The following is a 14,620-nucleotide window of genomic DNA, read 5'->3' as shown; positions in this document are numbered from 1 at the left end:
GGCCTTCCCGGCCGCTGTCCGCGGCCCTCCCGGCGGCTGTCCGCGGCCCTCGGCGGGCGCCGCGCCGTCTATGCCATGGGTAGAATGGACCTTGGCCCTGTCCGTCTAAATCCTTGGCAAACCCGAAGGAAGTTCCGGAGTATCCTCGTGCTGATTGTGCTCACCCTGCTTTTTGCGGTGGCCTTTATAGCGCCCTTAATTTTCCGGAAGCTCGGCCGCTCAACGTTCTATATCCTCGCCGCGGTTCCCGCCGCCGGATTCGTCTGGCTGATCGCCACGTTCGACAACTACACCGGGTCCAGCCAGGCGGCGCTGGACGGCGCTCCGAACGCCCCGCCGTCGGAGGTCTTCGCCTGGGTCCCGGGCCTGCAGCTGGAACTGGCCTTTCGGATGGACACCCTCGCGGCGGTGCTGTGCATCCTGATCCTGGGCGTCGGCGCCCTGGTGCTGTTCTACTGCGCCCGCTACTTCAAGGCCGACGATCCGGACATCGGACCTTTCGGCGCACAGCTGCTGGCCTTCAGCGGCGCCATGTTCGGCCTGGTCACCGCCGATGACCTGATCCTGCTCTACATTTTCTGGGAACTCACCACCGTCCTGTCCTACCTGCTGATCGGGTACGCCAGGCACCGCCTCTCGGCGCGCCGGTCCGCGTTGCAGGCCCTGATGGTTACCACCCTCGGCGGGCTGACCATGCTGGTTGGCCTGCTCATGATCGGCCAAACCGCCGGCACCTACCGGATCTCCGAGATCCTCGCGGCAGCCGGAACGCTGATGGCACACGGCCAGATCATCGACATAGCCATCCTGCTGGTACTCATCGGCGCGATCAGCAAGTCCGCGTTGGTTCCCTTCCACTTCTGGCTCCCGGCGGCCATGGCGGCGCCGACCCCGGTCAGCGCCTACCTCCATGCCGCCGCCATGGTGAAGGCCGGCATCTACCTGGTGGCGCGGCTGTCACCCGGATTCTCCAGCACCGACTACTGGCACGGCGTCGTGCTGGGGCTCGGGCTGCTGACCATGCTGGTGGGCGGCTGGCAGGCCATGCGCCAGAACGACCTGAAGCTGATCCTCGCCTACGGGACGGTCAGTCAACTGGGCTTCCTGACCCTGGTGGTCGGGCTCGGTTCGCAGGAAGCCGCGCTGGCCGGAATGGGCCTGTTGCTGGCCCACGGTTTCTTCAAGGCGACCCTGTTCCTGGTGGTGGGCATCATCGACCACCAGGCCGGAACGCGTGACATCCGCGAACTGTCGCACCTGTACCGCAAGGCCCCAAAACTGTTCCTGGTCGCGGTCATCGGTGCCGCGTCGATGGCGGGCCTGCCGCCCCTGCTGGGCTTCGTCGCCAAAGAGTCGGTCTACGAAGCCTTCATCCACCGGGCCGAAGTCTCCGGCTGGGTGGGGGGCCTGCTCCTGGCCGGCGTGGTGGCCGGATCCATCCTGACCTTTGCCTACAGCGCCCGCTTCGTCTGGGGCGGGTTCGCGGCCAAACCCGGCCGCGCGGCCATCGAGTTCAAGCCAATTCCGTGGGCCTTCCTGGCGGCTCCCGCCGTGCTCGCCGTAGCCACCGTGGTGTTCGGGCTCTGGCCAGCCCCGGTGGAAGCCGCCGTAGCCCCCTACGCCGGTCTCTTCACCCTGGACACCGCAGCCACGCACCTGGCGCTGTGGCACGGGGTGACGCCGGCTCTCGGGCTGACCGCCGTCACCATCGCCGCCGGTGTCGCCCTGTTCCTGCTGCGCACTCCGATAGCGGCCTTCCAGGCCAGGATCAGCTTCATCCCGGACGCGGACCGGATCTACCGCGGCATCATCGGCGTGCTGGACGAGGTGGCCATCTGGGTCACCGGCCGGACCCAGCGGGGCTCGCTGGTCTTTTACCTGTGCGTGATCCTGATCGTGGCGATCGTGACTCCGCTGAGCGCCATCGTCCTGATGGACGCTCCACTGCCCGAGAGCGTGGTGTGGTTCGATACTCCGGCGCAGGCCATCGCGGGGCTGATCGTGGCGGCAGGAGCGCTGGGTGCCATCCGCGCGAACAAGCGCTTCATGGCGGTGCTGATGGTCTCGGTGGCCGGCTATGGCCTGGCCTTCATCTTCGCCATGCAGGGGGCGCCGGATCTGGCGCTGACCCAGATGCTGGTGGAAACAGTCTCCCTGGTGGCCATCGTGCTGGCCCTTCGGTCCCTGCCGGCGCGGCTGTGGCTGCGCACGCCGGGGCGCTTCAAACTGCTGCGCGCCATCATCGGCGCCGCTTTCGGCCTCACGATGATAGTGATCGCGATGACGGCGATGGCGGCACGCACGGCCGATCCGGTGTCCCTGGCCCTGCCGCAGTTGGCCTATGAGGGCGGCGGCGGCAAGAACATCGTCAACGTCATCCTGGTGGACATCCGGGCCTGGGACACGTTCGGCGAGATTTCCGTGCTGGCCCTGGCGGCTACCGGCGTGGCCAGCCTGATCTTCATCCGGAGCCGCGGGGAGAAGCGTCCGGAGCCCGTGGACGCCGTCGCCAGCGGATCCGTGGGTCGCGGCTACGAGACCGTGGCGCACTCGGACCGCGAGGCGGCGGCCCTGGCGACGGCCCGCAAGTTCGCCGTCGTCCCGCGCGACGCCTGGCTGGTGGCCGGCCGCACCCTGGCGCCCGAGCGCCGCTCCATCATCTTCGAGGTGATCACCCGCCTCCTCTTCCACTCGGTGATGATCTTCTCCGTCTACCTGCTGTTGACCGGCCACAACCTCCCCGGCGGCGGGTTCGCCGGCGGCCTGCTGGCCGGCATCGCGCTGACCGTCCGCTATCTGGCCGGCGGACGGATCGAACTGGCCGAAGCCACGCCCATCAGCGCCGGCCTGCTGCTGGGCCTGGGGCTTGGCGCCGCGGCGCTGACCGCCGTCGTCCCGCTCTTCCTGGGCGGCCAGGTCTTCCAGAGCGCGATCCTAGAATTCAGCCTCCCGGTCTTCGGCGACCACAAGTTCGTCACGTCGACGATCTTCGACATCGGGGTCTACCTGGTGGTGGTGGGCCTCGTGCTGGACGTGCTGCGCAGTTTCGGCGCCGAGATCGACGAACGCACGGAGGAACGGACCCACGGCCGCCGCAAGACCGCCGAGCTGCAAGTGCCCGCAACGATCGAGGAGGAGGTGTCCCGGTGACCGTGAACCTGACGCTGCTGCTGGTGATGGGCGTGCTGTTCGCCGTGGGCGTCTACCTGATCCTCGAACGCAGCCTGACCCGGGTCATGCTCGGCCTCATGCTCATCACCAACGGCGCCAACCTGCTGCTGCTCAGCACCGGCGGGCCGGCGGGCCTTGCCCCCATTTTCGGCAGCGACATCCCCGCCGACGCCTACAGCGACCCGCTGCCACAGGCGTTGATCCTGACCTCCATCGTGATCTCCTTCGCCGTCACCGCTTTCATGCTGGCCATCATTTACCGCTCCTGGGTGCTGGGGCGGCAGGACGAGGTCCAGGACGACATCGAGGACCGCCGGGTGGCCAACCAGCCCACCTTCGACGCCGAGGACGACGCGGAAATCCCGGCCGAGACCACCGAGTTCGTCCCGCCCGACGAAGCCGAGGAAACGCCAGCCACCACCAGGTCACGGATGGAGAGAAAGCAGTGAACGCCGCCACCATCGCGCCGCTGGCAGTAGTCCTGCCGCTGCTGGGTGCTGCCCTGGCGTTCGTGCTGATCCGCCACCCCAACGCGCAGCGCCGGACCGGCGCCATCACGCTTACGGTGACGCTGGCACTGGAAGCCGTGATGCTGGCCTCGGCCTGGGCCAACGGCGCGCAGGCGGTGAACCTCGGCGGCTGGCTTCCCCCCTTTGGCATCACCCTGGTGGTGGACGAGCTGTCCGCCCTGATGCTGGTGGTCTCCTCGGCCGTCAGCCTGGCGGTGCTGCTGTACGCCTCCGGCCAGGGCATGACCGACGGCGACGAAGAAGGCCCGGTCTCGATCTTCCACCCGACCTACCTGATCCTGGTGGCGGGCGTTTCCAACGCGTTCCTGACCGGCGACCTGTTCAACCTGTACGTCGGCTTCGAAATGCTGCTCACGGCCAGCTACGTGCTGATGACGCTGGGCGGCACCAGCCCCCGGATCCGCGCCGGGGTGACGTACGTCGTCGTCAGCGTCATTTCCTCGGTGCTGTTCCTGGTCTCCATCGCGATGATCTACGCCGCCACCGGGACCATCAACATGGCCGACCTGGCGATCAAGCTCGGGCAGTTGGATCCGGCCACCCAGATGACGCTGCACCTGATGCTGCTGGTGGCCTTCGGCATCAAGGCGGCGGTATTCCCCCTGTCCTTCTGGCTCCCCGACTCCTATCCGACGGCGCCGGCACCGGTTACCGCGGTGTTCGCCGGCCTGCTCACCAAGGTGGGCGTCTACGCCATGATCCGCACCGAGACACTGCTGTTCCCCGGCGACCGGCTGAACACGTTCCTAATGATCGTGGCCGTGCTGACCATGGTGGTGGGCATCCTCGGGGCCGTGGCCCAGATCGACATCAAGCGCATGCTCTCTTTCACACTGGTCAGCCACATCGGCTACATGGTGTTTGGCCTGGCGATGTCCTCGGTGGTGGGGCTCGGCGCGGCGGTCTATTACGTGGCGCACCATATTACGGTGCAGACCAGCCTGTTCCTGGTGGCCGGGCTGATCGAACGACGCGGCGGAACCACGAACATGGACCGGCTGGGCGGCCTGGCCAAGCTGTCGCCGCTGCTGGCCATCCTGTTCTTCGTCCCGGCCATGAACCTGGCCGGGATCCCGCCGTTCTCCGGCTTCCTGGGCAAGATCGGCCTGGTGCAGGGCGGCGTGGAACTGGGCACCCCGGTCGCCTGGGTGCTCGTGGCGGGCAGCATGGTCACGTCGCTGCTGACCCTGCTGGCCATGGCACGGGTCTGGAACCGCGTGTTCTGGCGCCGCCCCGAAGACGCCGAGCACCCGGACCCGGTCCTGGTGGCTACCAAGCCCGACGGGTCCGCACTGCGGACCACCCGCCACGTGGAAAACAAACCGCACGGGCGGTTCACCGGCCGCGGCGTCGTCCAGCTGCTGCCGCTGCCCATGGTCTGGCCGACGGTCGGGCTGGTGGTGATGGGCGTTGCCCTGACCGTGTTCGCCGGGCCCCTGTTCGAGCTCAGTGACCAGGCGGCGCGGGAGATGCTGCAGCGCACCCCGTACGTCGAGGCCGTCCTGGGTGAGGGCGCAATGCAGGAGGTGGGCCAATGAGGAAACCGCGCATCTCCATCTGGGTCGAGCTGCCGCTGCTGGCCTGGCTGGTCATCCTCTGGGGCTCCCTCTGGCAGGATTTCAGCCCGGGCAACCTGATCTTCGGCCTGTTGATCGCGCTGCTCATCGTGAACCTGTTCTACCTGCCGCCGGTCGAACTCAGCGGGCGCTTTAATCCGCTGGCCGCGGGAGTTTTCGCCGCCACCTTCGTGTGGCAGGTCGCGGTCGCAAGCGTCGAAGTCCTGTGGCTGGCCCTGACCCGCGGCCCGACGCTGCGCAACGCGGTGGTGGCGGTCCGGCTGCGAAGCCACTCGGATTTGCTGGTGACTGCCACCGGGCATGCCATTTCGCTGATCCCCGGGAGCTTTGTGGTGGACGTGGACCGCTCGACGTCCACGCTTTACCTGCACGTGATCGACGTTGACACCGAGGAGGCCGCCGAGCGTTTTCGCGCCCAGGTGCGGCGGATCGAGGCCGGCCTGATCCGGACGATGGGCACGAAGGAAGAACTGGCGATGGTCAAGGCCGAAGGTACCGGCAGGGGAGGTGCAGTGTGAACGGGGACGTCATTCCGGTCGCGCAAATCGTCGTGAGCGCAGTGCTGGCCGGGGCCGCTGTACTGTCGCTGATCCGGCTGGCCCGCGGGCCGTCGCTGCTGGACCGGCTGCTGGCCATAGACGTGCTGCTGGCGATCGTCTGCGCCGGACTCATCGTGGACATGGCCGCCGGCGGCCACATGAACAATCTGACGCTGGTCGTCGTTATTAGCGTTGTCGGCTTCATCGGCTCGGTCGCCGTGGCTCGTTTCGTGACGGACGGGCGGCCCCGTGAACACTGACTTGATACTCGACATCGCGACCGCCGTCTGCCTGATCGCCGGCGCGGGGATGTCCCTGGCCGCGGCCATCGGCCTGCTGCGGTTTCCCGACCTGCTCTCGCGGATGCATGCGGCCACGAAGCCCCAGGTCTTCGGCCTGCTGCTGCTGCTGACTGGACTGGGATTGCAGCTGCGCAGCTGGGTGGCGGTGCCCGTGCTCCTCATAGCCTGGCTGTTCCAGTTGCTGACCGTGCCGGTGTCCGCCCACATGGTGGGCCGGGCCGGCTACCGCACCAAACACCTGCGCAAGGAAATCCTCAGCGTGGACGACCTCGACGCGGTGGTGGAGGCGGCGGCACGGGAAGACGCCGCGGCGTCCTCAGATGACGCACCGCTTGCCGGTGCCGGTGCCGACGGCGGCAGCCGTGCTGTGGCCGGCGGGCAGGACACCGGGAAGCCGGGGGAACGGCGCACCGCGGGGGCGGCGGCCGTTCCCGGGCGGACCGACCGGGGCGGCGCCGGGCCCGCGGACGCTCCGTAACCTGCGGACCAAGGGGGGGCGGTAACTTGCCGACCAACGGGGGCGCGTGCCTTGGGCGGGTGCCGGCGGCCGGTAACAGAACGCGATGGGGGACGGGCCCGTGGCCCGTCCCCCATCGGAATCCTCGAGGGACCGCTTAGACCATTTCCCGGGTCTTGTCGTAGCGGATGACCGCCTTGGCGGTGGCGCGCTTGGTCAGCACCTGGATCACGCGCGCCACGGTGCCGGACACCACGGCGAAGGCTACCGCCGCCCGCAGGCTGTTCTCCAGGTCATCGTCGCTCTTCGGCGCATCTTTTCCGGTGATCATCTTCCAGACAAGCCCCAGCAACTGGCTGGCTGCCAGGCCCGCGCCGATACTCACCAGTGTGCCCAAGAGCCTCAACACAACGCTCATGCCCGCTCCCTTCCTGGGCCGCAGCCCCGTCTCAACTGCTGTTCCGGTTCCCAGCCTACTGCCCGGCACCCGCCCGGGCCGTGTGCCGTCGTGCATTTTCCCCGGGTCTGCGCCCCGAATGCCGCGCCGCCGCGGGCGAGTGTAGACTGGTGCGTGCTGCCAGACAGCATCTAGTGACGACAGGGGAGCGTCCGACCGGCCGGTGCACACCGAGACCGGGAGGGACGCTGAGAGTGCGGATAGACCGCAGACCCTCGAACCTGCTCCGGTTAGTACCGGCGAAGGGAGTCGAGTTCTCGGGGCGCGCCGCGTGGCCGCCCTCCCCTCCTGCAACCAGGAGGATTCCAATGAGTACCGTTTCTAATGCACCCGCCACACCCACCCCTGCCCGGAAGCAGCGTTACGGCTGGCGGGTAGTGGACATCGTCGTGGCCTCGGTGGTCGCCGTGGCCGTCGGCGTCATCTTCTGGGCCTGGTCGGCGGGCTGGCCGCTGATCGAGGGCCTGACCATAGCCTTCCCGCCTTCCGCCGGGCTGTACACCGGCGGCTGGCTGATGGCGGGCGTGCTGGGCGGGCTGATCATCCGCAAGCCCGGGGCCGCCATCTACTGCGAGATGCTGGCCGCGGTTGTCTCCGCGCTGCTGGGCACGAGCTTCGGCATGACCGTCCTGGTCTCCGGCCTGATCCAGGGCCTGGGCGCCGAGGTCGTCTTCCTGCTCTTCCTGTACCGCAGGTTCAACCTGGGCGTGGCGATGCTGGCCGGCCTGGGCGCAGGCCTGGCGCTGTCCATCAGCGAGAACATCCTCTACAACATGCTCTGGGCCGCCGAGTGGCAGCTGGCGTACGTGGGCTTCGCCGCCGTGTCGGGCGTGGTGATCGCCGGGCTGCTGCCGTGGCTGGCGGTCAGGGGCCTGGCGAAGACGGGTGCGCTGTCCTCCTTCGCCGCGGGACGCACGGCAGACGCCTGAGCCGTTTGATGGGAGCGCAGAGTACGACGGCGGCGCCCGGCCCGGTGCCGGTCCTCGCCGAGGGGTGGGGCTGGCGGCATGCCGGCCGCAAGGATCCGGCGGTGCGCGCGGCCAGTTTCAGCATCGCCCCGGGCGAACGGGTACTGCTGCTGGGCGCCTCCGGGGCCGGCAAGTCCACGCTGCTGCACGCCATGGCCGGCGTCCTCGGCGACGAGGGCGAAGGCGAGGAGACGGGCCGGTTGAGCGTGGCGGGGGTGCGTCCCTCCGAGGCCCGCGGCCGGGCCGGCCTCGTGCTGCAGGATCCGGAGAGCCAGCTGGTGCTGGCCCGGGTGGGCGACGAGGTGGCCTTCGGGGCGGAGAACCTGTCGCTGCCGCGCGGGCAGATCTGGGACCGGGTCCGCGAATCCCTGGCCGATGTCGGCCTGGCCGTGCCGCTGGACCATCCCACGTCGGCGCTTTCCGGCGGCCAAAAACAGCGGCTGGCGCTGGCTTCCGTCCTGGCCATGCGACCGGGGCTGCTGCTGCTGGATGAGCCGACCGCAAACCTGGATCCCGCCGGGGTGCGGGAAGTACGGGACGCCGTGGCCCGGGTGCTGGACCGCACCGGCGCCACCCTGGTGGTGGTCGAGCACCGGGTGGCGGTCTGGGCGGACGTCGTGGACCGCGTGATCGTGCTCGCGGCCGGCGGCGGCGTGCTGGCCGACGGGCCGCCGGGCAAGGTGCTCGCCGAAGGCGCCGCCCGCGACCGGCTGATCGAGGCCGGCGTCTGGGTTCCCGGTCATGCCCCGCGGCTGGAGCTGCCCGCGGCGCCGGCCCCGGGCGGGCCGTTGCTGCGGGCGGCGGCATTGGACGTGTCGCGGACCCGGAAAGCCGCGCCGGTGCTGCGCGGGGTGGACCTGGACCTGTTGGCCGGGCAGGCGCTCAGCGTCACCGGCGCGAACGGGGCCGGCAAATCCACCCTGGCCCTCACCCTCGCCGGCCTGCTGGCACCCGCGGGAGGGGATCTCTCGGCGACACCGGCCTTGCAACGCGGTGCCGGCCTGTCACCGGCGAAGTGGAAGTCCGCGCAGCTGGTGACCCGGATTGGCAGCGTCTTCCAGGAACCTGAACACCAGTTCCTCACCGGCACGGTGCTCGACGAACTGGAATTCGGTCCCCGCCGCGTGGCCAAACTGCCCGAGGCGACCGTCCGGCAGCGCGTGGACACGATCGCCGAGCGGCTCCGGCTGACCCGCCTGCTGCAGGCCAACCCGTTCACCCTCTCGGGCGGCGAGAAACGCAGGCTGTCGGTAGCCACCATGCTGGCCACCGGCCCGGACATCCTGATGCTGGACGAGCCGACCTTCGGACAGGACGCCAACACCTGGGCCGAACTGGTCACGCTGCTGGCCGAGCTGGTGGCCGAGGGCCGGAGCGTGGTCTCGGTGACGCACGACGACGACTTCACCGCCGCGCTCGGCGGCGCCGTCATCCGGGTGGCGGACGGCGGCGTTCGCCCGGCCCAGCCGCTGGGGAGGGCAGCATGAGCATGGACCTGATGAACCCGCGGCTGGCCGCCTCCCCGTTCAGCCGCGCCAACCCGGTATCGAAGCTGGCCGCCGCCGCCCTGGTCACCGTGGTGGTCATGCTCAGTGTGGACTGGGTCAGCGCCTCCGTGGTGCTGGCCGCCGAACTGTTGCTGATGCCCGTGCTGGGTGTCAGCCCATGGCTGCTGCTGAAGCGCGGCTGGCCGCTGTTGGCGGCGGCTGCCGTCGGGGCCTGGGCAACGGCCTTGCTGGCCGAGAAGACCGGGGCCGTGCTGTTCCGGTTCGGTCCGCTTTTCTTCACCGAGGACTCGGTGGCCGGCGGCGTTGCCATCGGCCTGCGGTCGCTCGCCGTTGCGCTGCCGGGCATTTTCCTGCTCCTGACGACCGACCCGACGGACCTGGCGGACGCCTTGGCGCAGAAGCTGAAGCTGCCCCACCGGTTCGTGCTGGGAGCACTGGCCGCCATGCGGCTGGTGGGGCTGCTGGTGGAGGAATGGCGCACCCTCGGTCTGGCGCGCCGCGCCCGCGGTGTCGGGGCGGAGAACCGGCCGCTGGCCAAGGCGGGCGCGTTCGCGGGCCAGGCGTTCGGCCTGATCGTGCAGGCCATCCGCCGGGCCACCCGGCTGGCCGTCGCGATGGAGGCCCGCGGCTTCGGCGCCGGGCCCCGGACCTGGGCGCGCGAATCCACCTACAGCATGGTGGATGTGTGGGTGTTGCTGGGCGGCGCGGTCGTCGCCGGCGGCGCCGCCGCCGCCGCCGTGGCAGCCGGGACCTGGAACTTCATCTTCGTGTGAACCGGCCCCCGGCGGACCCCGGCGATCGACGATCCATGACGGCCGGGGTCCGCCGATCCATACAGGGCTAAGGCTTGAGCACCACCTTGATGCAGCCGTCCTCCTTCTTCTGGAACTTCTCGTACATCTCCGGCGCCTGCTCCAGCGGAACCTGGTGGGTCGCCAGGTCGAGCACGCCCAGCGGGTCCGACGGGTCGTCGACCAGCGGCAGCAGATCGTCGATCCACCGCTTCACATTGCACTGGCCCATCCGCAGCTGGAGCTGCTTGTCGAACATGGTCAGCATCGGCAGGGGGTCCTTCATCCCGCCGTACACGCCGCTGATCGAGATCGTGCCGCCGCGCCGGACGGCGTCGATGGCGGTGTAGAGCGCGTCGAGCCTGTCCACCCCTGCCGCCTCCATCGCCTTGCGGCCCAGTGACGACGGCAGCAGCCCCACCGCCTGGTGGACCGCGCCGGCCACGGGCGAGCCGTGCGCTTCCATGCCCACGGCGTCCACCACCGAGTCCGGCCCGCGGCCGTCCGTGCGCTCCCGCAGCTCGTCCGCGACGTCGCCGTGCAGGTCCAGTGTCTCGATGCCGTGGCGTTCCGCCATTGCCCGCCGCTCCGCGACGGGGTCCACCGCGAGCACCCGGTAGCCGAGGTGCCGGCCGATCCGGGCGGACATCTGGCCGATGGGGCCCAGGCCGAGCACGGCCAGGGAGCCGCCCTGCGGCGGGGCCGCGTACTGCACGGCCTGCCACGCGGTGGGCACTACATCGGAGAGGTACAGGTAGCGCTCGTCCTCACCGGCGTGGGGCACCTTGATGGGTCCGTAGTCCGCGTGCGGCACACGCAGGTACTCGGCCTGTCCGCCGGGCACCGAGCCGTAGAGCCGCGAGTAGCCCAGGAACTGGGCATTGTTGTTGTACTCGCGGACCTGGGTGGTCTCGCACTGGGACTGCAGGCCCTGCCGGCACATGAAGCAGTGGCCGCAGGAGACGTTGAACGGGATGACCACCCGGTCCCCGGCCTTGATGTGCGTGACGGCCGAGCCGACCTCCTCCACGATCCCCATGGGCTCATGTCCGATGATGTCGCCCTTGTCCATGAAAGGAGTGAGCACCTCGTAGAGGTGCAGGTCGGAGCCGCAGATGCCGGTCGAGGTGATCCTCACGATCGCGTCCGTGGGCTCCTGGATCCGCGGATCCGGGACCTCCTCCACGCTGACCGAGCGCTTCCCTTGCCACGTCAGAGCCTTCATTGTCCTCCTTCTCAGGGCTGCCGCCCGGACGGAACGACAGCATGCTGATCTTTCGGTCCAATCGACCCTAACACTGCACTAACGCGGTGGTCGAAGCGGGTATCGACCCCGGAAGGCGTCCAGGCCGAGGGGCATTTTTCATCAGTCCGACGGCAGGACGGCGTCCTATGAACCGACCAGGACGAAGACGTTGCCGTCGGGCGCACGCATCACGGCCACATGCCCCGACTCGGTGGCGAAGGGCGCCTCGATCCATTCCACTCCGCCGTTGGAAGACAGCTCCTCGTAGGCGCGCCGGACATCGCCCACGAAGACTTCGACCTCGAGGCGCCGGTTGTCGGGATTGTCGCTGAGGACGAGTTCGGAACTATTCCCGTCCGGGAAACGCATGCCCACCAGGGTCCATGCCAGTCCCGCCGGCGTCTTGCGGTTGATCCGCCAGGACTCCCGCATCCCGAGTCCGGCATAGAACCTGACGGAGGCCTCAACGTCGAGGGTCGGCATGCAAACGCATTCAAGCTTCATGAACATGGGCGGTGGTTCCTCGGAAGACTCGGTCGGGGCAGCGTCAAACGCGATGTTTCCTCACCGGTTACTCCTCCTGGCTGCCCTGGGCCAGCAGCGCCGTCAGTTCCTGGGTCAGATCGGGGGAGACGGGGATTTCCTTACCGTCGATGCTCTTGACCGGGGCAAGCAGGCGGATGCTCGAAACCAGCCAGACGGCGTCGGCTTCGTAGAGGTCGTGCGGCTCCAGCGGGCCGTAGCCCAGCTGCCACCCGGCGGCTTCTGCCGCCTTGAACAGCACCGACTGGGACGTGCCCGGCAGGATGCCGCTCTCCAGCAGCGGCGTCACCAGCGTCTTCACGCCGTCGCGCACCCGCGCCATCAGCACCGTGGACGTGGGCCCTTCCAGCACGCGGCCGTCGCTGGACGTGAAGATGGCGTCGTCGGCGCCGTTCTTGTGCGCATAACGCAGCGCCGCCATGTTGACCGCGTAGGAGAGAGTCTTGGCCCCCATGAGCAGCCACGGGGCGCGTTCGGCCAGCGAGCTGTCGTACCCGCGGTCGAGCAGCAGCACGGAAATGCCGTCGGTGCGCTGGCGCCGTCCTGCCGCCGGCGGCAGCGAGGCCTGGACCCAGGCCGTGGGTGTGGGTGAACCTTCCACGCCGCGGGTCACCAGCAGCTTGATTACCAGCTCCTCGGCCGGCGGGTGCTCGGCGATTGCCGTCGCGATGGCACGCTCCCAGGCGTCCGGGGAGGGAAGCTGCAGGTCCATGGCCCGGGCGGAGCCGGCAAGCCGGTCCAGGTGCGCCCGCAGCTTGCGCGGGACCCCGTTGACCGCCAGCAGGGACTCGAAGATGCCGTCTCCGCGGGTGGCCCCGAGATCGGTGGCCATCAGCTGGGGCCGGGAGGCATCTGCGACACGTCCCGCCTCGTGGGCAGGGTCCAAAAACACCAGAACTGTCATGGCTCCAGCTTAGTGAGTCTGCCCCCAAACGCCGGGTAGGCTGGGAGGATTGCGCCGGCACACGGCGGGAGGGGAGGAACAGCCGCGTGCTGTGGTCGTTTGCGGGGCTGGGCACATTCCCCGAGTGGGCCGTCGTGATTCTGGGCGTTGTGGATATGGCCATCCGCGTCATCGCCCTGGGCGTGATTCCCGGGAACCGCCGCCCCAATACCGCCATGGCCTGGCTGTTGGCCATCTTCTTCATCCCGCTGATCGGGCTGCTGCTCTTCTTCATGTTCGGCCGGTACCGCCTCTCGGAGCGCCGGATCGCCAAGCAGTCGGAGATCAACGGCCGGGTGTGGGCCGCCACCCGCAACCTTAAGGAGCCGACCAGCGAGCAGGAAGCCCCGGCCTGGGTGCATTCGGCTGCAGAGTTGAACCGGCGGCTCGGCGCCTTCCCCATGGTGGACAGCAACCACGTGGAGCTGTATCCGGGTTACGACGAGTCCATTGCCGCGATGACCGAGGCCGTGCGCGAGGCGCGTGAGTTCGTGAACATCGAGTTCTACATCATGAGCCGCGACGAAACCACCGGCAAGCTCTTCACCGCCCTGGAAGAAGCCGCCGCCCGGGGTGTCCGCGTGCGCCTGCTGTTCGACCACATCGGCACCCTCCGCGTCGCCGGCTACCGCAAGTTCCGCCGCTGGCTGGAGACCACCGACATCGACTGGCGCCGCATGCTGCCCGTGCTGCCGGTCCGGGGCCAGTGGCGCCGGATCGACCTGCGCAACCACCGCAAGATCCTGGTGGTGGACGGCCGGGTGGCGTTCACCGGGTCGCAGAACCTGATCGAGCCCGGCTACCGCCGCACGTCCAGCCATAAGATCGGCCGCAAATGGGTGGAACTGATGGCGCGCTACGAAGGGCCCATCGTCACGGCGCTGAACGTGGTGTTCGCCACCGACTGGTCCAGCGAAACCGACGACACGCTCGAAGGCGAGCTGTTCACCCCGGCCCCCTTCCGCGAGCCCGGCCCCATGACCTGCCAGGCCCTGCCCAGCGGCCCCGGCTTCGCAACCGAGAACAACCTGCGCTTGTTCAACACGCTCATCTACGCGGCGGTGGAGCGGCTGTCCATCTGCAGCCCGTACTTCGTGCCAGATGACTCGCTGCTCTATGCCATTACGACGGCGGCCCAGCGCGGCGTCGAGGTCGAATTGTTCGTATCCGAACGCGGCGACCAGTTGCTGGTCCATCACGCCCAGCAGTCCTACTATCAGGCGCTGCTGGAGGCCGGCGTGCGGATCTACCGCTACCCGAAGCCGCTGGTGCTGCACGCCAAGCACTTCACCGTGGACGATGAGGTCGCGGTCATCGGCTCCAGCAACATGGACATGCGCTCCTTCTCCCTGAACATGGAGGTCTCCGTCATGATGCTCGGGGACCACATCGTTGAGCAGGTCTCGGAGATCCAGGACAGCTATCGGGTCATTTCCCGGGAGCTCACGCTCGAGGAGTGGAGGCAGCGGCCCCGCTGGCAGCGCTACGTGGACAACGTGGCCAGGCTGACGGCCACGCTGCAGTAACCGGGCCCCGCTCGGGGCGGTGCTTGTTGCCCTCCATGAACGCCGCCAGGATCTGCCGCTTG

13 protein-coding genes, 1 pseudogene and 1 riboswitch are annotated in these 14,620 nt (G+C 68.9%); of the genes and pseudogenes, 10 read left to right on the top strand and 4 right to left on the bottom strand.

From position 1 onward, the window contains the following. The first annotated feature begins 147 nt into the window (after positions 1-147). The 6 genes and pseudogenes from AC5RTY_RS02495 to mnhG all read left to right on the top strand — a co-directional run. Positions 148-3,150 (top strand): Na+/H+ antiporter subunit A, encoded by a 3,003-nt coding sequence (locus AC5RTY_RS02495; protein WP_494138917.1) that lies wholly within the window; start codon positions 148-150, stop codon positions 3,148-3,150. Then, positions 3,147-3,620, top strand: a complete 474-nt coding sequence (locus tag AC5RTY_RS02490; protein ID WP_493989594.1) for a Na(+)/H(+) antiporter subunit C — start codon at positions 3,147-3,149, stop codon at positions 3,618-3,620. The genes AC5RTY_RS02495 and AC5RTY_RS02490 overlap by 4 nt, the downstream gene beginning before the upstream one ends. Beyond that, positions 3,617-5,239 (top strand): Na+/H+ antiporter subunit D, encoded by a 1,623-nt coding sequence (locus tag AC5RTY_RS02485; RefSeq protein ID WP_494138916.1) that lies wholly within the window; start codon positions 3,617-3,619, stop codon positions 5,237-5,239. The genes AC5RTY_RS02490 and AC5RTY_RS02485 overlap by 4 nt, the downstream gene beginning before the upstream one ends. Next, complete coding sequence (locus AC5RTY_RS02480) at positions 5,236-5,796, top strand: Na+/H+ antiporter subunit E (RefSeq protein ID WP_494138915.1); 561 nt, start codon at positions 5,236-5,238, stop codon at positions 5,794-5,796. Before AC5RTY_RS02485 ends, AC5RTY_RS02480 begins: the two co-directional genes overlap by 4 nt. After that, positions 5,793-6,077, top strand: coding sequence for an MrpF/PhaF family protein (locus AC5RTY_RS02475; protein ID WP_494000709.1), 285 nt, complete (start codon positions 5,793-5,795; stop codon positions 6,075-6,077). The genes AC5RTY_RS02480 and AC5RTY_RS02475 overlap by 4 nt, the downstream gene beginning before the upstream one ends. Then, positions 6,067-6,444, top strand: a pseudogene (gene mnhG / locus AC5RTY_RS02470) (monovalent cation/H(+) antiporter subunit G); the annotation flags it as partial. The gene AC5RTY_RS02475 and the pseudogene mnhG, both read left to right, overlap by 11 nt. 289 nt (positions 6,445-6,733) lie before the next feature. Here mnhG and AC5RTY_RS02465 read toward each other — a convergent pair. Further along, on the bottom strand, positions 6,734-6,994 hold the full coding sequence (locus AC5RTY_RS02465; protein ID WP_494138914.1) for a DUF4235 domain-containing protein: 261 nt from the start codon (positions 6,992-6,994) through the stop codon (positions 6,734-6,736). A gap of 171 nt (positions 6,995-7,165) precedes the next feature. Next, positions 7,166-7,298: riboswitch (TPP riboswitch) on the top strand. 43 nt (positions 7,299-7,341) lie between these two features. Here AC5RTY_RS02465 and AC5RTY_RS02460 point away from each other — a divergent pair. From AC5RTY_RS02460 to AC5RTY_RS02450, 3 genes are read left to right on the top strand one after another with little or no spacing between them, the layout of a single operon-like run. Further along, positions 7,342-7,962, top strand: coding sequence for an ECF transporter S component (locus tag AC5RTY_RS02460; RefSeq protein ID WP_494138913.1), 621 nt, complete (start codon positions 7,342-7,344; stop codon positions 7,960-7,962). 8 nt (positions 7,963-7,970) lie between these two features. Next, complete coding sequence (locus AC5RTY_RS02455) at positions 7,971-9,488, top strand: ABC transporter ATP-binding protein (RefSeq protein ID WP_494138912.1); 1,518 nt, start codon at positions 7,971-7,973, stop codon at positions 9,486-9,488. After that, positions 9,485-10,282, top strand: a complete 798-nt coding sequence (locus tag AC5RTY_RS02450) for an energy-coupling factor transporter transmembrane component T family protein (RefSeq protein WP_494138911.1) — start codon at positions 9,485-9,487, stop codon at positions 10,280-10,282. Before AC5RTY_RS02455 ends, AC5RTY_RS02450 begins: the two co-directional genes overlap by 4 nt. Before the next feature lie 67 nt (positions 10,283-10,349). On the opposite strand, the gene AC5RTY_RS02445 is transcribed toward AC5RTY_RS02450, so the two are convergent. The 3 genes from AC5RTY_RS02445 to AC5RTY_RS02435 all read right to left on the bottom strand — a co-directional run bounded on the left by AC5RTY_RS02445 (position 10,350) and on the right by AC5RTY_RS02435 (position 12,993). Next, complete coding sequence (locus AC5RTY_RS02445) at positions 10,350-11,525, bottom strand: zinc-dependent alcohol dehydrogenase (RefSeq protein WP_494049435.1); 1,176 nt, start codon at positions 11,523-11,525, stop codon at positions 10,350-10,352. A gap of 165 nt (positions 11,526-11,690) precedes the next feature. Further along, entirely contained in the window at positions 11,691-12,029 is a 339-nt protein-coding gene (locus AC5RTY_RS02440; RefSeq protein WP_494138910.1) for a VOC family protein, read from the bottom strand. Positions 12,030-12,117: 88 nt separating this feature from the next. Next, complete coding sequence (locus AC5RTY_RS02435) at positions 12,118-12,993, bottom strand: aminodeoxychorismate lyase (protein WP_494022342.1); 876 nt, start codon at positions 12,991-12,993, stop codon at positions 12,118-12,120. 86 nt (positions 12,994-13,079) lie between these two features. Between AC5RTY_RS02435 and cls the strand changes: the two genes are divergently transcribed. Next, positions 13,080-14,558 (top strand): cardiolipin synthase, encoded by a 1,479-nt coding sequence (gene cls, locus AC5RTY_RS02430; protein WP_494073988.1) that lies wholly within the window; start codon positions 13,080-13,082, stop codon positions 14,556-14,558. Positions 14,559-14,620 lie beyond the last annotated feature (62 nt).

This window comes from Arthrobacter sp. Y3224055, assembly GCF_059090825.1.
This window is presented reverse-complemented; position numbering and strand designations above follow the sequence as displayed.